The 18,688-nt window shown below is 31.7% G+C and carries 19 protein-coding genes; 6 read left to right on the top strand and 13 right to left on the bottom strand.

All coding sequences use genetic code 11. From position 1 onward, the window contains the following. Positions 1 to 92: 92 nt before the first annotated feature. Together ACW5R3_RS08330 and ACW5R3_RS08325 are read left to right on the top strand one after the other, a co-directional pair. Complete coding sequence (locus ACW5R3_RS08330; protein ID WP_456576548.1) at positions 93 to 677, top strand: RNA polymerase sigma factor; 585 nt, start codon at positions 93 to 95, stop codon at positions 675 to 677. Positions 678 to 734: 57 nt separating this feature from the next. Continuing rightward, positions 735 to 881, top strand: a complete 147-nt coding sequence (locus tag ACW5R3_RS08325) for a hypothetical protein (protein ID WP_456576547.1) — start codon at positions 735 to 737, stop codon at positions 879 to 881. Between the two features lie 33 nt (positions 882 to 914). Here the strand turns inward: ACW5R3_RS08325 and ACW5R3_RS08320 are convergent, their stop codons facing one another. Continuing rightward, positions 915 to 1,577 (bottom strand): endonuclease III domain-containing protein, encoded by a 663-nt coding sequence (locus ACW5R3_RS08320; RefSeq protein WP_456576546.1) that lies wholly within the window; start codon positions 1,575 to 1,577, stop codon positions 915 to 917. A gap of 41 nt (positions 1,578 to 1,618) precedes the next feature. Between ACW5R3_RS08320 and bcp the strand changes: the two genes are divergently transcribed. Beyond that, positions 1,619 to 2,071 carry a thioredoxin-dependent thiol peroxidase gene (gene bcp, locus ACW5R3_RS08315; RefSeq protein WP_456576545.1) on the top strand — a complete coding sequence of 151 codons (453 nt, stop codon included), beginning with the start codon at positions 1,619 to 1,621 and terminating at the stop codon, positions 2,069 to 2,071. Between the two features lie 49 nt (positions 2,072 to 2,120). Here bcp and ACW5R3_RS08310 read toward each other — a convergent pair whose 3' ends face one another. The 3 genes from ACW5R3_RS08310 to ACW5R3_RS08300 all read right to left on the bottom strand — a co-directional run bounded on the left by ACW5R3_RS08310 (position 2,121) and on the right by ACW5R3_RS08300 (position 5,839). Next, the gene (locus ACW5R3_RS08310; RefSeq protein WP_456576544.1) at positions 2,121 to 2,663 is read right to left on the bottom strand and encodes a hypothetical protein; all 543 of its coding nucleotides are present in this window, start codon (positions 2,661 to 2,663) and stop codon (positions 2,121 to 2,123) included. 1,149 nt (positions 2,664 to 3,812) lie between these two features. Continuing rightward, positions 3,813 to 4,370, bottom strand: coding sequence for a thioredoxin family protein (locus ACW5R3_RS08305; protein WP_456576543.1), 558 nt, complete (start codon positions 4,368 to 4,370; stop codon positions 3,813 to 3,815). Positions 4,371 to 4,378: 8 nt separating this feature from the next. Next, positions 4,379 to 5,839: a TonB-dependent receptor gene (locus tag ACW5R3_RS08300; RefSeq protein WP_456576542.1), complete on the bottom strand. Its 1,461-nt coding sequence runs from the start codon at positions 5,837 to 5,839 to the stop codon at positions 4,379 to 4,381. A gap of 91 nt (positions 5,840 to 5,930) precedes the next feature. Between ACW5R3_RS08300 and ACW5R3_RS08295 the strand changes: the two genes are divergently transcribed. Beyond that, positions 5,931 to 6,692, top strand: coding sequence for an MBL fold metallo-hydrolase (locus tag ACW5R3_RS08295; protein WP_456576541.1), 762 nt, complete (start codon positions 5,931 to 5,933; stop codon positions 6,690 to 6,692). Further along, positions 6,692 to 7,207 carry a hydrolase gene (locus ACW5R3_RS08290; protein WP_456576540.1) on the top strand — a complete coding sequence of 172 codons (516 nt, stop codon included), beginning with the start codon at positions 6,692 to 6,694 and terminating at the stop codon, positions 7,205 to 7,207. The genes ACW5R3_RS08295 and ACW5R3_RS08290 overlap by 1 nt, the downstream gene beginning before the upstream one ends. On the opposite strand, the gene ACW5R3_RS08285 is transcribed toward ACW5R3_RS08290, so the two are convergent. The 5 genes from ACW5R3_RS08285 to ACW5R3_RS08265 all read right to left on the bottom strand — a co-directional run bounded on the left by ACW5R3_RS08285 (position 7,190) and on the right by ACW5R3_RS08265 (position 12,429). Further along, on the bottom strand, positions 7,190 to 7,840 hold the full coding sequence (locus ACW5R3_RS08285; protein ID WP_456576539.1) for an alpha/beta hydrolase: 651 nt from the start codon (positions 7,838 to 7,840) through the stop codon (positions 7,190 to 7,192). The two genes, ACW5R3_RS08290 and ACW5R3_RS08285, sit on opposite strands and share 18 nt — an antisense overlap. Before the next feature lie 2 nt (positions 7,841 to 7,842). Next, entirely contained in the window at positions 7,843 to 8,172 is a 330-nt protein-coding gene (locus tag ACW5R3_RS08280; protein WP_456576538.1) for a hypothetical protein, read from the bottom strand. A 2-nt stretch (positions 8,173 to 8,174) separates the two neighbouring features. Next, positions 8,175 to 9,428: a dihydroorotase gene (locus ACW5R3_RS08275; protein WP_456576537.1), complete on the bottom strand. Its 1,254-nt coding sequence runs from the start codon at positions 9,426 to 9,428 to the stop codon at positions 8,175 to 8,177. After that, entirely contained in the window at positions 9,425 to 11,350 is a 1,926-nt protein-coding gene (locus ACW5R3_RS08270; RefSeq protein WP_456576536.1) for a BatA domain-containing protein, read from the bottom strand. The genes ACW5R3_RS08275 and ACW5R3_RS08270 overlap by 4 nt, the downstream gene beginning before the upstream one ends. A 71-nt stretch (positions 11,351 to 11,421) precedes the next feature. Next, a complete protein-coding gene (locus ACW5R3_RS08265; protein WP_456576535.1) occupies positions 11,422 to 12,429 on the bottom strand; it encodes a glycosyltransferase family 2 protein in 1,008 nt (335 codons plus the stop codon). A gap of 102 nt (positions 12,430 to 12,531) precedes the next feature. Between ACW5R3_RS08265 and ACW5R3_RS08260 the strand changes: the two genes are divergently transcribed. Further along, positions 12,532 to 14,424: a M61 family metallopeptidase gene (locus ACW5R3_RS08260; RefSeq protein WP_456576534.1), complete on the top strand. Its 1,893-nt coding sequence runs from the start codon at positions 12,532 to 12,534 to the stop codon at positions 14,422 to 14,424. An 87-nt stretch (positions 14,425 to 14,511) separates the two neighbouring features. Here the strand turns inward: ACW5R3_RS08260 and ACW5R3_RS08255 are convergent, their stop codons facing one another. From ACW5R3_RS08255 to ACW5R3_RS08240, 4 genes are read right to left on the bottom strand one after another with little or no spacing between them, the layout of a single operon-like run. After that, the gene (locus ACW5R3_RS08255; RefSeq protein ID WP_456576533.1) at positions 14,512 to 15,996 is read right to left on the bottom strand and encodes a S10 family peptidase; all 1,485 of its coding nucleotides are present in this window, start codon (positions 15,994 to 15,996) and stop codon (positions 14,512 to 14,514) included. Positions 15,997 to 16,040: 44 nt separating this feature from the next. Continuing rightward, positions 16,041 to 16,817 carry a TIGR02757 family protein gene (locus ACW5R3_RS08250; RefSeq protein WP_456576532.1) on the bottom strand — a complete coding sequence of 259 codons (777 nt, stop codon included), beginning with the start codon at positions 16,815 to 16,817 and terminating at the stop codon, positions 16,041 to 16,043. 23 nt (positions 16,818 to 16,840) lie between these two features. Continuing rightward, positions 16,841 to 17,734, bottom strand: coding sequence for a diacylglycerol/lipid kinase family protein (locus ACW5R3_RS08245; protein ID WP_456576531.1), 894 nt, complete (start codon positions 17,732 to 17,734; stop codon positions 16,841 to 16,843). A gap of 2 nt (positions 17,735 to 17,736) precedes the next feature. Next, on the bottom strand, positions 17,737 to 18,666 hold the full coding sequence (locus ACW5R3_RS08240) for a phosphatase domain-containing protein (protein ID WP_456576530.1): 930 nt from the start codon (positions 18,664 to 18,666) through the stop codon (positions 17,737 to 17,739). Between the last annotated feature and the right edge of the window lie 22 nt (positions 18,667 to 18,688).

Raw genomic sequence — 18,688 nt, 5'->3', positions numbered from 1 at the left:
TAAATCACAAGAGTAGCCTATACGCATAACATTACTTTAAAATACCTTTTTAACCCCAACGCCAGACATGTTCTGGTAAGAAAGTAATGATTATGGACAACAAACTTATCACAGATGCTACCTTGGTTACCAATTACATTCACGGAAACGAACAAGCTATTGAAATATTAATCAATAGGCACAAACAACGTATATTTAGTTTTATTTATTCGAAAGTTTATGATCGTGATATTGCCGATGATATTTTTCAAGATACTTTCATAAAAGTTATTAGAACCTTAAAGATGGGGAAATATAATGAGGAAGGTAAGTTTTTACCATGGGTTATGCGTATTGCTCATAATTTGGTAATTGATCATTTCCGAAGAAATAACCGCATGCCTAAATTTAGTAATACAGGCGATTTTAATATATTTTCGGTATTAAGTGACAATGCTCTTGATGCTGAAAAAAGTATCATAAAAAATCAAGTAGAGCATGATGTTAGACGTGTTATTGAGGAGTTGCCAGAAGACCAAAAAGAAGTCCTTTTAATGCGTATGTATAAAGATATGAGTTTTAAAGAAATATCCGAAAAAACAGGGGTTAGCATTAATACAGCTTTGGGACGAATGCGTTATGCTTTAATAAATATGAGAAAGATAATTGATAAACATAATATTGTTTTAACTAATTGATACAATATATTTTAATAAGATGCGTTTAGTAAAGTATAAACCAATAAAATGTTTTAAATGGCAAAACTTTACTCTAAGAAAAAAATCAACAATCAAGCTGATTTAAACCCAAAAGAAGAGACTTTAAAGTTTCTTCTTGATTATTCGAAGGCTTTAAGTGTTATAAATTGTAATAAGTTGAAGTTTGAAGCACTTCTCAACTAAACTTTGAAAGTCCTGATTAGTCTCAGGACTTTTTTATTGCTTTTTTTTCCCCGAATAATAATCTGCTATAACGGTTTTTCTACCAATAGTTTTAGTTATAATATCTGTTTCTAAATCCCAACCACGTGCTGGTGAGTATTCACGTCCGTACCAAATAATTTGCAGGTGCAAGTCATTCCATATTTCTTCTGGAAACAAACGTTTGGCATCTTTTTCTGTTTGAACCACATTTTTACCATTAGTAAATCCCCAACGGTATAATAAGCGATGAATATGTGTATCTACCGGAAAAGCAGGTATACCAAATGCTTGCGATAAAACCACACCTGCCGTTTTGTGACCTACAGCTGGCAGTTCTTCTAACGCTTCAAAAGTTTTTGGAACCTCGCCATTATGCTTGTCTATTAGTATTTGAGACAAACCATGAATCCCTTTACTTTTCATAGGAGACAGGCCTACGGGCTTAATAATTTCTCTAATTTCTTCAACAGTAAGTTTAACCATATCATATGGGTTATCAGCTTTGGCAAAGAGTAGCGGTGTAATTTTATTAACCCGAACATCGGTACTTTGAGCTGACATTAAAACTGCAATAAGCAAAGTGTATGGGTCTTTATGGTCTAAAGGAACCGGAATAGTAGGGTATAATTCCTTTAACGTTTTTATAACGAATTCTACCTTTTCTTGCTTGGTCATAAGTTGTATTTTTACAGAAATTGATTTTAAACAAAGATACTATGACAAATTTAAAACCCGGAGATAAAGCACCAGATTTTACAGCTAAAGACCAAGATGGCAATAGCATTTCATTAGCAGATTACAAAGGAAAGAAACTCGTGTTGTTTTTCTATCCTAAAGCTAGTACACCCGGTTGTACAGCAGAAGCTTGTAATTTAAGTGATAATTATAGCCGTTTTCAGAAATCAGGTTATGATATTTTAGGCGTTAGTGCAGATAGTGAGAAAAGACAAAGCAATTTTAAAAATAAATACGATTTTAAATATCCGTTATTAGCCGATGAAGATAAAGCGGTTATTGAAGCCTTTGGCGTTTGGGGACCGAAAAAATTTATGGGTAAGGAGTATGATGGTATTCACAGAACTACTTTTGTTATTGATGAAAATGGAATAATTGAAGATGTGATTACCAAAGTAAAAACCAAAGCACATACAGATCAGATTTTGAGTTAAAAAGAAAGCGACCCATTCAGGTCGCTTTTGCGTTTAAAAGCAATAATATTTAAGGTGCAAATTCAGCTATCATATCCTCAAGTGATCCATAACAAATTGATATAGATGTTTGAACACCAAACGAGAAATTAGGTGTAACACCAATAAAAACTTGTGTACTCCCATCTCCAATAGCATTGCCTACTGTGGTTTTTACACAACTTTCATTTCTACATTTGGTACAATTTAATCCAGGAGTATTCCAAAATCCAGGAGGATCGGCATCTAGTTTGTTTTGTAATGAGTTTAAATCATCAACTGAATATACTATCTTGTTTATGCCTTTTACTTCAAAAGTAAGAAATAAGTCATTTTCCAATGATTTTATTTCTTCAAAATTTGAAGCCAAGAAACTAGAAATATCCTCTTTTTTAATTGGTATTTCCTTTCCTATTTCAAAATTAAGATTCAGATCTAATTCCAAGTTTGAAATCTTTTCAAACTTATTAATTTGTTGTGTGCTATTATTTTCACTTGTTTCATCGCTAGAGCAAGAAAAAGTCAAGCATAAAACTAAAAAAAATAAAGATGTTAATTTCATTCTATTCTTCATAAGTAGTATATATTTAATTTTAGCTAATATTTATAGCTAAAAATGGTTAAACAATATTAACAGTCTTATTGTTACAGTCTTTTGTTAATACACCAAAAAGAAATTAACAGTCCATATCTTATTGGCGAATCATTAAAAAAAGCAAGCACTTGCATAAGATTAATCTTTACGTTAAAACAATATTTTGAAGACTGCTATTAAACAAAAAATGTTTTAACAAAAACAAACTATAAAAAAAAATAAAACTACACAGTATTATTTTGTCAAATATTCGACGTTCATCGAAAAGTTAAAAAATCGTTACGGTTTTACCGTAAAATAATCCAGTTTGAGCACTTTGGTGAAATTTGCATTTTAATTTTGGCGCGTTTTAGTCAAATAACGGATGTATTGAAAATTATTAACTTTTTTTATTTTTCATTCTATTTGTGAAAAACAATTGAACGTGTACTAATATTATTGATGGAATTAGCAGAATCTTATATCTTACAAAATAATCAGAATCATACATATAAACACATATGATGTAAATAAAAAAGCAAGCTTCAGTAAAATATAAATATTTCTTCATACAATTTTTATCAGCATAAGAATGATATGCAATTCTATTTAGAATTATAAATATGAAGAACGTAATTGTGTAAAGCATAATATTACTATTATATTTAAATAAATACGCTCCAATATAAAATCCTGTACCGGAAATATATAACAATGCTAAAACCAAAGAATTTAAATGTTTGTATTTTGATTTTTTTTTCATCACATAATTAATATTTAACTGAAAAAATCCATGGCAGCATCATAAATTGAAATCGCTGCTAAAACATAATTTTGAAGACTGTTATTAAACAAAAAATGTTTTAGCAAAAACAAACTATAAAAAAAAATAAAACTACACAGTATTATTTTGTCAAATATGCGACGTTCATTGAAAAGTTAAAAAAAGCGTTACGGTTTTTCCGTAAAATAATCCAGTTTGAGCACTTTGGTGAAATTTGCGTTTTAATTTTGGCGTGTTTTAGTCTAGTAACTGACGTTTATTGAAAAATTAAATTTTAGGTTAAAAAAGTAAAAGCGCCCCAAGTGGGTCGCTTTTTTAATTGTTTGAGTATTAATTGTTGTTCTAAATAGTGAATTAAAAATCGACTATTCCGCATAAATATGCTGATAATCGTTGGTAGTAAGAATAAGGAGTAAATCTTCTTCTAATGTACGAATAGACATTTCAACAATTCTATTTAATTCTTTACCATCTTTGTAGACTATAATGGTAGGAACAAAACTGATATTGTAAGTTTCTTCAATTTTTGTTGGAGATAATTTATCAGCATCTAAAGCGTAGAATTTAATAACAGATTTATCAATCTGTAGTGTGTCCATTATTTTAGAAAATCGCGGAACTTCACGCTGACTATCACTGCACCAAGTACCCATTATTACTTTAAAACTTAAGCCTGTTTTAGGTAAGTTTTTTAGCTGGGTAATGGCGTCATCATTTAATTGGTAATCTGCATAGTTTTCAGAAAACCAAGCGTTAAATGTTGGTGTGTCGGTTAGCTGCTGACGATTAAATGGTCCTATTAAATCTGCTTGTGATTCTGTGGTTTCTATTTCAGTATCAGTTTGTGCATAGCTATATATCTGTGTCAAAAAAACACCAGTAATTAAAGCTATTTTAATAGTCAATTTAAAAGCGGTCATCATGTTAGAATTTAGTAGCCATCGGAGCGAAACATTTCTTCGGCTTCATAACCAAATAAGCTTTTTTCTTTTATTAGTTTTGAAACACCTTCAGGAAGCATTGATTCCCATGTTTCTTCACCTTTAGATATTTTTTTAAGAACGTCTCTAGAAAAGACATTTAAAATGGTGTTATCAAAATCGGTAATATCAACAACTTTTCCATTGTACTTAAAGAACTTATACAGTTCTTTCATACGTGGGTGTACTTTTAGATTTTCACTAGTCGTTAATTCGCCATCTTCATTTTGCATAGGGTATAGGTAAACACGGAGGTCTTTGAAAAATAATTTTCCAAAAGCTTCTAATATACCACCACTTAAATGACGGTAATATTTCTCATCAAAAATATCAACGAGATTATTAACCCCCATGGCAAGCCCCATACGGTTTTTAGTATATTGAGAGAAATACTCTACAAGCTTATAATATTCTTGAAAGTTAGATATTAAAACGGTGTGCCCAAGGGAACAAAGTAGTTTTGCACGATCCATAAAATCTTGCTCATCAATTTCTCCCTCTGCGCGTAAATTAGATAAGGTTATCTCAAAAATTACCTGAGTTTTTTCTACATCTACCTTATTTTCCTTTACAAACATATCGTATGATTTTTCAAACATGTCGATATTAACCTTAGTTACAGGTCGGAAACTACCTCTTAAAGCTAAAATATTCTTTTTATAAAGTACACGAGCAGGTAATACATTGTTTCCATCTGGAGCAAACATAACGGCATCCGTCATTCCGTTTTTAACCAGTTGTAAACTCATTAATCTATTATCAACATCCTTAAATACAGGTCCCGAAAAGTTAATTGTATCAATCTCTAATTGATCTTTATCTAAATGATCATATAAGTAGCGTAACAGTTTTTTAGGTTCATTATACTTATAGAAAGCACCATAAATTAAATTGGTACCTAAAATACCTAGTGTTTCTTGTTGTAAACGCGCATCATTTTCCTTAAAACGTAGGTGTAATGAAATTTCGTTATACTCATCTTGATCAGCATCAATTTGATAACGAATACCTACCCAACCATGTCCTTTGTATTTCTTAGCAAAATCAATAGTTGCTACCGTATTGGCATAAGAGAAGAACAATTTGTTAGGGTGCTTATCACGTGTTAAACGCTTTTCCATTAAATCAATTTCATGGTGTAGCATTTTTAATAACCGCGCTTCGGTAACATATCTTCCATCAGATTCAACACCATAAATAGCATCACTAAAGTCCTTGTCATAAGCAGACATAGCTTTAGCTATAGTTCCAGAAGCACCACCGGCTCTAAAAAACTGACGAACAGTTTCCTGTCCAGCTCCAATTTCTGAAAATGTTCCGTAAATATTTTCATTTAAATTAATGCGAAGTGCTTTTGATTTTAATGATGGAATATCATCAAACTCCTTGTCACCTTTTATGCTTATCTCCATAGTAAACTTCCGTTAAATCTGTTTCACAAAGGTATTAAAACGGGTGGTTAAACAAAAAAATAACCCTATTTTTGTTTCAAAATTAATACGATTGAAAATAACGTTTTTAGGCACGGGTACATCACAAGGAATTCCTATTATAGGAAGCACTCATCCTGTATGTTTAAGTCCAAATCCAAAGGATAAAAGGCTACGTGTTTCAATTCTTGTTGAATGGGAGGACTACACTTATGTAATTGATTGTGGTCCAGATTTTAGACAGCAAATGTTACGCGCTAATTGCACTAAAATTGATGGGGTTATTTTCACACATGAACATGCTGATCATACAGCTGGACTAGATGATATTCGCCCATTTTTCTTTAATCAAGGTGCTATTCCTATTTATGCTCACAAACGTGTTTTAGGAGAACTGGCAAGACGTTTTGATTATATATTTCAAACTGAAAATAAATATCCAGGTGCACCAAGTGTTATTTCTCATGAAGTTAAAAATGAGGAATTTATCTTAAGTGGTTTAGAGGTTATGCCTATTGACGGCCTCCATTATAACCTACAAGTATTTGGATATAGGTTTAATAATTTTGCTTATTTAACCGATTTTAAAACTATTAATCCTGTAGAAATAGAAAAACTAAAAGGTTTAGATGTTTTAGTTATTAATGCGTTACGGGAAACCGAACATCCTTCGCATTTGAATTTAGAACAAGCCTTAGATATTATTGAAATGGTTAAACCAAAACGCGCTTATTTAACACACATTAGTCATTTATTAGGTTTTCATGATGTGGTTCAAGAAACCTTACCTAAAAATGTTTATTTAGCTTACGATAACTTACAAATTACCCTATAATGAAAAAGAGAATATTTATGTACCTGTTTATTTTTACACTACTATTATTAGTGTTTCAATATGTGAATTCTAAACGAATTTTAGATTCTTACGAAGGTATTGTTGATAAAAAAGAAGCACATTTTGAGCGTGTTGAAGCCAAATACGCTGATACTATTTCCGGTTTAAGACAAAACGTACTAGATCTTTCAGAATTTTCGGTAATGAATACAGAAGCTGCTTTAAGTTATTTTGAAGACCGTGGCTATCGTGTTTCTGAACTTATTCCTGTTATTAAAGATGGTTTGTATGAATTAAACCTCGTAAAATCAGAAGAGCATCCGTTGGTGCCTTATCCTGCATTTAACGGAGGTAAAATGATGATTGATCAAATACGTGTATTAAATCATAAATGGATAATAGCTAATTTTACCGATGGTCAATACTGGGGTGAAATGCTATTAAATTATGATATTACTGATAATGATGAATTAACGTTTAAGGTAATAGATTCGTTCTTATATCCTTTCAATTAACCACTGTCTAAAAGCATAAAAGTTTTGTGGTGCTACACCGTGACCCACAGGAAACTCCGCATAAACGTTTTTTATATCTAAGGTATTTAAAAATTTAGGTGCTTGTCGTGCCCAATCTACAGGAATAACCTGATCAGCACTTCCATGAGAGCAATAAAAATCCAAATTAGAATATGCTTTTGTACTTGTGTCTTCAGGAAGAATATTAGGATTAATATAGCCGCTTAAAGCTATTACGTTCTTAATTTTATCTGGGTATGTTAACGCTACAGCATAGCTTAAAATGGTTCCTTGACTAAAGCCTAATAAACTAACGTTATTACTAGCTACTGGATATTTTGAACATGCATAATCAATGAAATTTGCTATTAAATCACGTGATTCCTTAGCTTGTTCATCATCACTCCATTTACCTTTATCTGCATCAAAATTTATGGCATACCATGCATGACCATAAGGCTCTAGTTTATATGGCGCTTGAAGCGAAATAATATAAAGCTCCTCGGGTAATTCGGATGCAAATGAAAAGAGATCATTTTCATCACTACCATAACCATGGCATAATATTAATAATGGTGCGTTTTCTTTTAAACTAGAAGGTCTTGTAATATACTTTAAAGGTTGTGTAGACATATTTAAGCGATTGTTGCAAATAATTTTTGATATACAGCACCTAATAAAGGTACCTCTTTAGTTGTTTCTGTTATAGCTGAATAAATGCCGTACATAAAGAGTACACCCATAGCAACCCAAAAACCAATTGAAATAATAAAACTATCAAAAGAGCTTACAAAATAAGCAACAATCATATATGTTAAATTAAGTCCTAAGCCTTGTTTTGCATGAAATGATGTAAATGGATTTTTAACATCACTATTCATTATAATTGCTATAATACTACCTAATATGGTGAAATAGGAGAGTATCGCCATTGTTTTTCCTTTCTGTATCGTTTCTGAGGTCATAATTATTTTAAGATAACTTTATTATTGGCAATAATTCCGTAAACCTGCCCCTTTAACTTAGAATCTTCAAAAATAGCATTCTTAGAACGCGACAGTATATGCGTTTTATTAAAAGTATAGGTTCCTTCAGGGTTGAATAAGCTTAAATTTGCTTTTTCTCCAACTGCAATACTTGCCAATTCTATACCAAAACGAACCTTTCCATTCGTTAGAAGGGTAATAGTTTCTTCTGTATTAAACACAGTTTGTAGAGCTCCAAAGGCTGATTCTAATCCAATGGTTCCGTTTAAAGCGCGATCAAATTCTACTTTTTTATGTTCTACATCAATAGGGTTATGGTCCGATGTAACCATGTCAATCGTTCCATCTTTCAATCCTTTTATTAATTCGTTATTATCTGATTCTGTTCTAATTGGAGGCGCTACCTTAAAGTTTGTATTGAAAGTGTTTAAAGCATCATCCGTGAAGCATAGATTATGTATAGTAACACTACAACTAACATCTAGTTTTTTTTGTTTAGCCTCTCTTACTAAAGCTACAGATTTTGCAGTTGATATTGTTGGAATATGTAATTTTCCACCGGTATATTCTAATAAAAATAAATCTCTTGCTACCTGTAATTCTTCTGCTAAAGCTGGGTTTCCATTTAATCCAAGTTTGGTGCTAGAAATGTGTTCATTCATTACTCCAGATCTTGAAATTCGTGACTCCTGTGGAAAAGACAATATCAAACCATCAAAATTACTTGCATATTGTAAAGCAATTTTCATCAGGTTGGGATTTTCAATTGGTTTCTGATAATCGTAAAAAGCAATTGCACCGGCCTGACGCATATCATAAAGCTCAGCTATATTTTCACCTAAAGCTCCTTGAGTTAATGTACCAATAGGGTAGAGCGATGTAGCGTGATTTTGAGATTTTGTTTTTACTAAGGAAATATCAGCAAAACTATCAATTACAGGGTTGCTATTTGGATTTAAAGCTACAGAAGTAAAACCAGATAAAGCAGCCGTTTTTAGTCCATTAGAAATGGTTTCACGTTCTTCGTAACCAGGCTCTCCAAAACTAACGCTACTATCAAACCAACCTTGAGATACATGAAGGTTCTCTAGGCTTATTTCTTTGCAATCATTAGGGTTTTGAATAGCAGAATCTATCTGGGTAATGTTTCCGTTTTCAATAAGAATATCGACAACTTGATTATGAAAATCGCTTTTAGTGTCAATTATTGTGGCAGATTTTATGAGTACGTTCATTTAAAGTATTTTAATATGAGCATTTCAATAATTAAAAAAGCTAATGCAAAAATAGCAAACCATTTCCATAGCTCATTAATTTTTGTGTCACTTTTTAGAGTTTCAAAAATAGAAGTAACAGAATTAGTAACTGTAACACCTGTTAATCCGTTTAAATCTTGATAATCTAACAGGCTTTCATTTCTATTATAATTAAAGCTTACTTGTGTTAGAGTTTCACCGTTATTAGTTACGTTATAAACACCCGCTTCTTCAGGAAGGTCGGTGGTTGTAATGCTAACTTTATCATTAAAATACTGTTGCATAGGTATTAAATTAACAGCATTTTTTGTTAATGATAACACGTTATCTTGTGGAAGTTTTACAGGAATATCAAAAGTGTTTTCTGTACCAATTGTAGCATATAATTGTGGCTTTCGTAAACTTTGTCTTGCTAGATTATAAAAGGTTGGGACAATTAAATCATAAGCATTGAAATTTGAGTTTTCTGAATCTAATGCGGCAGTAAAAAGAGTAAGTTCTTTATTTGTTACAAGAAAAGGTTTGCCGTCCTCAAAAGACAAGGCTACATTGTTATTTTGATATGATACAGTATAAAAGCTGTTAACTTTTGGGTACTGAAAATTAGTTGTTTGTTTTTCAAAAACTTTAGCGTAAATCGGGTGGGCATAATTAATACCTGTTACACGTTTCTGAGTTGAAACAGCTGTGGTTAATTTGATTCCCCTTGAGCTTAGTAAGTTATTATACGAATCAATTTTACTAGTCACCGAAGGTATAATAATAACATAACCACCAGTATTCATAAATGCTTTTAAGGAATTAGATAATGAGCTAGGAATGACATCTAATTCATCTAATATAATTACTTGTTGTTTTTCTAAAGAGCTATAATTTAACTGTTTTAAACTACTTGCCGCAAATTGAAACTCTTCATCAGGAAATAAGCGTTCTAAATAGTTATTTGGTTGCTGATTGTAAATATTTAGAACATTTATAATACTAGGTTTAGCAATATTGAAAAACAGTTCGTTATCAAATAATAAATTATTATCCTCGATATTTACATGTCCATTACGGATATTTTTTTCTGTTATCACAAATTCAGCAACTGCTTTATTTGTGATTTTGGTTGTTGTTTTCGCTAGTAATTTACCACCATCATATAATGAGAGAGGTAAGCTAATTTCGGATGTGCCATTGGTACTTAAGAAGACTTGTAATGTTGTATTATTTAAAGTTCGTGAGCTAATACTCAAACTATCAATTGCTATATTCTGTGTACTTACGGGTTTTAACTGTACAGCATGTATATGATACAAAGAGTCACTTAAATCTGTAAAAGATTTATCTTGCTTTTGAAAATCTGAAATAAAAATTAAATTTTTGCTAGTATTTTTAGCGTCACTAAACAACTTACTTCCTTTTATTAAAGCCGCATCGTATGGTAACTGATTGGAGTCATAATCTAACTGTAATAAGTCATTCTGAATACTTTTTAAAGTAGTATTTTTAAAAACAGCACTATTTGTATACAATGAAATAGGCTGATTAATTTCCACATTTTCTATAATTTCTTGAATAGCACGCTTTAATAATTCGCCCTGTTCACCTTTAGCTTGCATACTAAAGCTAGTATCTAAATAAATAACGGTTTCTGGTTTACTGTTAAAGCTTGTATTCTTAGAAAAATAAGGTTGAGCAAATGCTATAATTGCAAAGGCTAACAACAGTAATCGTGTTGTTAAAACTAACCATTTTTTTATTTGAGAACTTTTACGGGTTTGTAGAGATACTTTTTTTAAGAAGGCAACATTTGTAAACGTTGCTCTTTGAAACTTTCGGAGTTGAAATAAATGAACAATAATAGGTATCAGTAGCAAACATAAAGCGTATAGTATTTCGGGGTGTTTAAACTGCATTCCTAATTTTGTTTCCTACAAAAATAGTGTTTACGCTGAAATAGAAAACCTTTTAGGAATAAATTAAATACTTAGCAGTAAAAGAAAAAATCAGAACTTAACTCCATTTGTAATGAAATAAGCTGATTATGAATAGTTTGTTGTTCCGTTTTATTAGCAACAGTAATAATACATTGGGGTTTTAATAAGTTGTTTAATAGAGTTGTAGGTTGTAAAATTATATTGTAAATGTCTTTACCAATTTTCTTTTCATTATCACAAATCCAATAGAAAGGGATGTTTTTTGTTTGTAATAACTTAGCAACTGTTTTTCCTTTTTTTCCGGCTCCCCAAACTACTAATGGTCTATGCTTCTTATAGTCCAATTCTATAAAATAATCCACTTTTAGCTCTAAGAAACTGTTTTGAGCATAATGAACATGCGTTCGAGATGTGCGATTGCTATAATCACGCCACAAGTGTAGAACGTTATTACAAGGAATGCAGATTAGTTTTTGCTTATAAAACCGAAAGGCTAAATCGTAATCCTCAGGATAGATTTCAGGTGAAAAGGCTTGACAGTTATCAAAATCTGTTTTGTGTAACATCCAACAGGGAGAGGGTACAACACATTCTTTGTAAATTTCAGTAAAATTAGATCCTGTTGCTGTTAAACCATTTAGCCAAGTTTCATAATTTGCATAACCATCACTTAAACCATCAGCTCTAAAATATTCTACTTGTCCTATAGCTAGATACCCTAAACCAAAATGCTGTAAATTTTCTATCATAACAGCTAATCGGTTAGGTGTCATAATATCATCACTATCCATTCTGGTTATATATTTACCAGAACTTTTTGAATAGCCATACTGTAAGGCCTCAATAATACCTGTACCTGGATTTTTAAGGAGTTTTATGCGATTATCGGTTTCTGCAAATTGACTTACAATAGAATAACTAGTATCTGTTGAAGCATCATCAACTATTAATAACTCCCAATTTTGATAGGTTTGATTAATTATTGATAGTAAACATTCTGAAATATATGCTTCAGTGTTTTTAAATGGTGTTACTATAGATATCAAGGGTTTTATCATGTAGCGAATATAGTTAAAGTTCAATTTAACAAAAACTTGTGGCTAAAAAGTGTAACAGATTGTACTTTTGAGCGTCAAGTAAAAAAACTTAATTTAATAATAATGAAAAAAACTTTAGCCATTATTGGTTTTTCCACGTTGTTAGTTGCTTGTGGATCTGCAACCAAAACAAGTAGTGACGATTTAGCAACTAGTAACCCTATTCAATCTGTAATAGATATTACAAAAGTATCTAACGATAAAGTGCCTGTAAACATTAATCCAGGACGTTTTACTGATGCAGTTGTTACTTATAGACTTCCAAAGGTAGTACAAGGAACTTATTCAGTAAGTGATTTTGGAAAGTATGTTGATACATTTGTTGCAATTGATTACAATGGCAACCCAATGCCAACAAACAAGATTGATACAAACTCTTGGACTATTGAAAACGCTAAAGAGTTAGATTACATTACATATTATGTTAATGATACTTTTGATCAAGAAGAAGTTGGCGGTATTGGAGGAGAAGTTCCTTTTTCACCTGCAGGAACAAATATAGAGCCTAACAACTACGTTTTAAATTTACATGGATTTATTGGGTATTTCGACTCTCTTAAGAACAGTCAATATAAATTAGATGTAATTGCTCCAGCTGATTTTGTTCGTACTTCAGCTTTACAACAATCAGATTCAAAAACATCAGCAGATGGTAAAGTAATGACTTCATCTTACTTTGCACCACGTTATTTTGATATTACAGATAACCCAATGATGTATGGTAAACTAGATGTTGAAGAATTTGAAGTAGGTGGTATTAAAATAGTTTTAAGTGTTTATTCACCAAACAAAAAGCATACTGCTCAAACAATGAAAAACGCTATGCTTACTATGATGCAAGGTCAAAAAGCATATTTAGGTGATGTTGACAGCACACCTCGTTATGATATTTATGTGTATTTATCAGAAGGAAAAGAAGATTCACCTAAAGGTTTCGGAGCTTTAGAGCACCACACATCAACTGTAGTAGTTATGCCAGAAAGTATGCCTGCAGAAGCTTTAGATAAAAGTATGATTGATATCGTTTCTCACGAATTCTTTCATATTGTTACACCTTTAAGTGTTCACTCTGAAGATGTACATTATTTTGATTATAACGATCCAACTTTCTCTAAGCACTTATGGATGTATGAAGGTATTACAGAGTATTTCGCAACACTTTTCCAAGTAGATCAAGGTATTGTAACTGAAGATGATTTCTACCAAACAATAATGGATAAAATTGGTACATCAAGGAACATGGATGATTCTATGAGTTTTACTGTTATGAGTGAAAACGTATTAGAGGAACCTTATGCAAGTCAGTATTATAATGTGTACCAAAAGGGTGCTTTAATTGGTATGTGTTTAGATATTTTAATTCGTGAAGGTAGTGATGGAAATAGAGGTGTATTATCCTTAATGAAAGAATTATCTAACAAGTATGGTAAAAACAAACCGTTTGATGATGATAAAATTATTGACGAAATAGTAGAAATGACCTACCCAAGCCTTAGAAGCTTTTTTGATAATCATGTTATTGGTACAACACCAATTGATTATAATGTTTATTTTGAAAAAGTAGGATTAACAATAGGTGAAGGTCAAGTTAAAACGAATTATATCCAAGGTAATGGTGCTTTAATTGTTACAGCTAACCAAACAGATGGAACAATTATATTTACAGATAATGTGTTAGGAAACAGCTTTTGGAAAGCACAAGGAGCAATGCCTAATGATGTTATAAAGTCTATTGATGGTACAACTGTTTCGTTATTAAATGCGAATAAAGTATTTCAAGATGTTTATTCTTGGGAAGTAGGTCAAGAAGTAGATGTTGTATTATCTCGTAATGGTGAAGATGTTGTAATTAAAACAAAGTTAACTCCAGCTTTTACACAAGGTAATAGTTTACACGCTGATGAGAATGCAACTGCAGCTCAGAAAGCATTACGTGAAGCTTGGTTAAAAGGATAATTTTAAACCATACTTAAACAAAAAAAAAACACCTGATGATAATTTCATCAGGTGTTTTTTTATTTATAATCTATTACGTAAACCCGCTTAATATTTAGCCGATTTACCATTAGTTAAGGAGTTGTTTATAAAATTGCGAATATCATCGTTAGCAGTTTTTAAATCTGCTTTTCGCAAATACATCATGTGTCCACTTCTATATGCTTTAAAAGTAAACCGGTCTTTCATAGTTCCAGCAGGATCTAATTGTCCAACAGTATATTTTGCAGCAAAGTACGTAGTAGCACCATCATAATAACCCGATTGAACAAGCACTTTTAAATATGGGTTCTGAGCCATAGCTTGCCTTAATCGGTCTCGTGTATTATCATGTTGTTTATCCCAAGGATGAACATTACCAAACATGTTATATTTTACATCAGTTTTAAATTTCAACTCTTCTCTTAAGTAATAGTTTATGGCAGGTGTAAAAGAGTGTAACCAAGAGGAAATCTCTGCATTATAATCCGGAGAATTTCCAGCGGCCATTTTATCGACCCCCAAGTATCGTGAATCTAATCTACCAATGGTATAGCCACGGTCTCTTAATAATTCTTTCCAGAAAAATTGGGTAGGCACATTTAAATTATGTTGAAGTATATCTTTTTTATCTAAACCAGAATATAAACTCATTTTTTCAGCAACTTCATCGCGTTCTACATCACTAATAAACCCGCCTTTAGCAATTGCAGGCATAAGTTTATTAATAGCATAGTTTTCAACTTCTGGAAGTATTTCTAATAAATCTTTTTGCTGAAGCTCTGTAGATAAAGCTTTTTGATGCCAAGCAGCTGCAGTAAAATATGGTAAATTTAAAGCAGAATAAATAGGTTGATTGGTTGAATATATTTTATAATCTGCAGGCGAAACTAAAATAACACCATTTAAATACATCCATTGGTTACTTTGAAGTTCTTCAGCAAGCCCCATAACACGTGGACCTCCATAACTTTCACCAATTAGATATTTAGGTGATTCCCATCGGTTATTACGTGTCATAAAGGTATTAATCCACTCGGCTAAATAACGAATGTCAGCATTGATACCAAAAAATTGACTGCGATCTGGAAGTTTTCCATCTTTCTCAGCAACCATTCTTGAATATCCTGTATTTACGGGGTTTACATAAACTATATCAGCAACATCCAAAATAGAGTATGGATTATCTTTAACACCATAAGGTTGAATTGGGTAGCCATCATCATCAATTTTTAAAATTTTAGGACCCGTATAAGCAATATGCATCCAGACCGAAGCAGAACCAGGACCTCCGTTAAATGATATTAACAACGGTCTGTTAGCTTTATCTTTTACATTACTACGTTGGTAATAGGTGTAATATAAAGTTGCAATAGGGTTGTTATCTTTACCCCAAACAGGTTGCATACCAGTTGTAGCTGAGTAATCCATATTAACACCATTTATTGTGGCATTATGATTGGTAGTCACAAGTGTATCTATTGGTATCTCACGGCTTTGAGAATGGGCCGAAATAAATGTTAACACACTAATAATAAGTACGAGTTTTTTCATTGAGAATTATATAAAATTAGAAAAGTTAAAGATACTGAATTAAGTTAGAAATTTTCAAATACACCAAGTCCGAATAAAGCGAAGTCATATTTCACAGGGTCATCAGAATCTAGTTTTCGGAGATTCGTATCTAGTTCTAAAAGTGCTTTTGCATCGTTTTGTTTGCGTGTAAGTAAGCCCAGTTTTCGTGCAACATTTCCGGAATGAACATCCAACGGACATGATAGCTGACTTGTGTTTAAAGTTTGCCATAAACCAAAATCAACGCCGGTATTATTTGGTCTAACCATCCATCTTAAAAACATGTTTATACGTTTTGCTGCTGAATTTTTTAAAGGATCGGAAATATGTTTTTCTGTTCTAGGAAGATGTGGAATTTCAAAAAACGTTTTTTTAAAATGATGTATTGCGGGTTGTAAACTAGTAGGCTCAGCATGTTTATTAAAAACGGGTTCTAGACCTTTATGTTCTTTATAAATATGGCGTAAAGCAGTGATGAACGTTATAAAATCGGTGCCATTAAACGTGCGATGAACAAATGATTCTAAATGCTGTAAATCAGATTCTTCATGATTCATTACAAAATCAAACGGGGACTGGTCTAATAAATCCATCATTTTAGAGGCATTATTGATAATGCTTTTTCTATTTCCCCAAGCTATAGTTGCTGTCAGAAAAGCAGATATCTCAATATCTTCTTTTTTAGTAAACTTATGTGGAATTTTAATAGGATCGGAATCCAAAAACTGTGGCGCATTATAGGCTGCTACTTTTTCGTCCAAGAATGTTTTTAGTTCCTTTTTATTTAATTTTAATGACACGGTAATTAAGGGTTTAATTAAGGTTATAAATAGCTGTTGTTTGTTGTAGTAATTAACTTAATGGCAGCTGGTAAAATTTCTATATCCAATGTTTTAAAAGATCCTATAACTTCACCATCTAACTGTAATAGGTGACTGTTTTTAAAATCGATAGTTGCTTTGGTTGTTTTAATAACCTGAATATTTTCAGAATCATGAAAACTTTCATCAAACTTGGATAGTCCTGCTTTTAATAGGCTTGTTGCATCAATTTTTGATATGATTACGAGTTCAAAAATACCATCCATAGGATTCCCTGTTTTATTTAAGGGTACGCCTGTACCATATTTTCTAGCATTACAAATACCGAGCATGAGGCCTTTGGTTTCTAGCTTTTCATTGTCTGTTGTAATAGACATAGGAAAGGGGTTGTTTTGCTGTAATTGCTCAACAAAATATTTCGCATATGTAGCCATACCGCGATTAGAATCATTTTCATATGCTTCTACTATTTTAGCATTTAATCCAACATCACCTATATGGATTGCGTGATGCTTTTTATTAATAAGTAGCATATCTAAATTACCTATAACCTGACTCATAATTATATCTAGGAATGCTTTTTTTGGACTCTTATCAACAGATAACTCCATAGCCATACCATTAGCGGAACCAAGAGGAACAATTCCCATTGGAATACCGCTATCTAATAAAGTAACAGCAGTAAATAATGTTGTTCCATCGCCACCTACAGATGCTATACGATCTGGCTTATAACTCTTAATTTGTTTTTTTAAGTTTTCAGCATCGTTTTCACCTGTTGTTTTAAAAATATCATATGAAATGGCGTATTTGGAACAAACAGAGATAGCATAACTTAAAAAAGGTTCTTTATCTACATCTCCTGATATAGGATTAACTACAATAAGAATTTTCATAATTATAAGTGTTTTAAGGCATCTTGAACATCAAAATGATCATTAGAATTGAAATAAGTAACAGGTGTTTTAGAAGCTTCAAGCGCTTTTTTCATTTGTATTTGTAATGTTGTATCTGTTTTGTCAGAAGTTTTTCGAATGTATATTATAAGAATGCTATGGGGATATAGCTTTATAATTTCAGTATAAATAGCCATATCTTTTTGCGTATCATCACCTAATAGAATGTATTTTTTTGACTTAGTATTTTCAATTATAAATTTTATATAATGTTGTTTAAAATTTGGTGGTTTTTTATTTTGAAATAGTCTTAACAAAGTTAGGTGAGGAGTAAGGAATAATAAGCCTTTGGGCAATTTGTTAAAGCTTATAAAATGGGTTATAATATTAAACAAATTACTTTCGCTTTTTGAAACATAATAAAAATTAGCTCCTCTAGACCGAAATGCCTCGAGTAGATTTTGCGTAAACGGGATAACTTGTCTTTTTTGGGGAGCATTAAAAGCTAAGGTTGTTACGCGTTTTATTACACTAGCGGTATTTGATATAATAATGGTATCATCTATATCTGATATCACATCTACATCGCTAAGCGATTCTGTAAAATTTATAGGATAGTTTTGAACGGTTTTTAATTTGGTGTCAGAATTTGGTAAACTAATATGTAATTCTCCTTTATGTAAGTGGTTTAGTATAATTTCAAAACCTCCAGACGCATTAGTTTGTACTTTATAAGTATGACCATTTGACTCTAAAATAATGGGCATATTAGCATAAGCTTTATTAAAATATGATCTGAATACTCGTATTAAATTGGTTACAATACCACGTTGAATTGTAAAACTAACTGGGGCTTTTTTTAATATAACACCGCGAACAGCAGTTCTGTTTTGGGTTAAGTGTAAAGTGGAAATTTGCCAAACTATAGGCATGTTTAATTATCGTTAGAATTAG

The organism is Algorimicrobium bowmanii (assembly GCF_054031195.1).
Note: the sequence above shows the minus strand (reverse complement) of the source record. Positions and strands in the feature narration are given on the sequence as shown.

Coding starts and splice junctions, on each gene's coding strand:
- ACW5R3_RS08330 (WP_456576548.1), top strand. CDS start 93: ATGGACAACAAACTTATCACAGATGCTACCTTGGTTACCAATTACATT.
- ACW5R3_RS08325 (WP_456576547.1), top strand. CDS start 735: ATGGCAAAACTTTACTCTAAGAAAAAAATCAACAATCAAGCTGATTTA.
- ACW5R3_RS08320 (WP_456576546.1), bottom strand. CDS start 1,577: ATGACCAAGCAAGAAAAGGTAGAATTCGTTATAAAAACGTTAAAGGAA.
- bcp (WP_456576545.1), top strand. CDS start 1,619: ATGACAAATTTAAAACCCGGAGATAAAGCACCAGATTTTACAGCTAAA.
- ACW5R3_RS08310 (WP_456576544.1), bottom strand. CDS start 2,663: ATGAAGAATAGAATGAAATTAACATCTTTATTTTTTTTAGTTTTATGC.
- ACW5R3_RS08305 (WP_456576543.1), bottom strand. CDS start 4,370: ATGATGACCGCTTTTAAATTGACTATTAAAATAGCTTTAATTACTGGT.
- ACW5R3_RS08300 (WP_456576542.1), bottom strand. CDS start 5,839: ATGGAGATAAGCATAAAAGGTGACAAGGAGTTTGATGATATTCCATCA.
- ACW5R3_RS08290 (WP_456576540.1), top strand. CDS start 6,692: ATGAAAAAGAGAATATTTATGTACCTGTTTATTTTTACACTACTATTA.
- ACW5R3_RS08285 (WP_456576539.1), bottom strand. CDS start 7,840: ATGTCTACACAACCTTTAAAGTATATTACAAGACCTTCTAGTTTAAAA.
- ACW5R3_RS08280 (WP_456576538.1), bottom strand. CDS start 8,172: ATGACCTCAGAAACGATACAGAAAGGAAAAACAATGGCGATACTCTCC.
- ACW5R3_RS08275 (WP_456576537.1), bottom strand. CDS start 9,428: ATGAACGTACTCATAAAATCTGCCACAATAATTGACACTAAAAGCGAT.
- ACW5R3_RS08270 (WP_456576536.1), bottom strand. CDS start 11,350: ATGCAGTTTAAACACCCCGAAATACTATACGCTTTATGTTTGCTACTG.
- ACW5R3_RS08265 (WP_456576535.1), bottom strand. CDS start 12,429: ATGATAAAACCCTTGATATCTATAGTAACACCATTTAAAAACACTGAA.
- ACW5R3_RS08260 (WP_456576534.1), top strand. CDS start 12,532: ATGAAAAAAACTTTAGCCATTATTGGTTTTTCCACGTTGTTAGTTGCT.
- ACW5R3_RS08255 (WP_456576533.1), bottom strand. CDS start 15,996: ATGAAAAAACTCGTACTTATTATTAGTGTGTTAACATTTATTTCGGCC.
- ACW5R3_RS08245 (WP_456576531.1), bottom strand. CDS start 17,734: ATGAAAATTCTTATTGTAGTTAATCCTATATCAGGAGATGTAGATAAA.
- ACW5R3_RS08240 (WP_456576530.1), bottom strand. CDS start 18,666: ATGCCTATAGTTTGGCAAATTTCCACTTTACACTTAACCCAAAACAGA.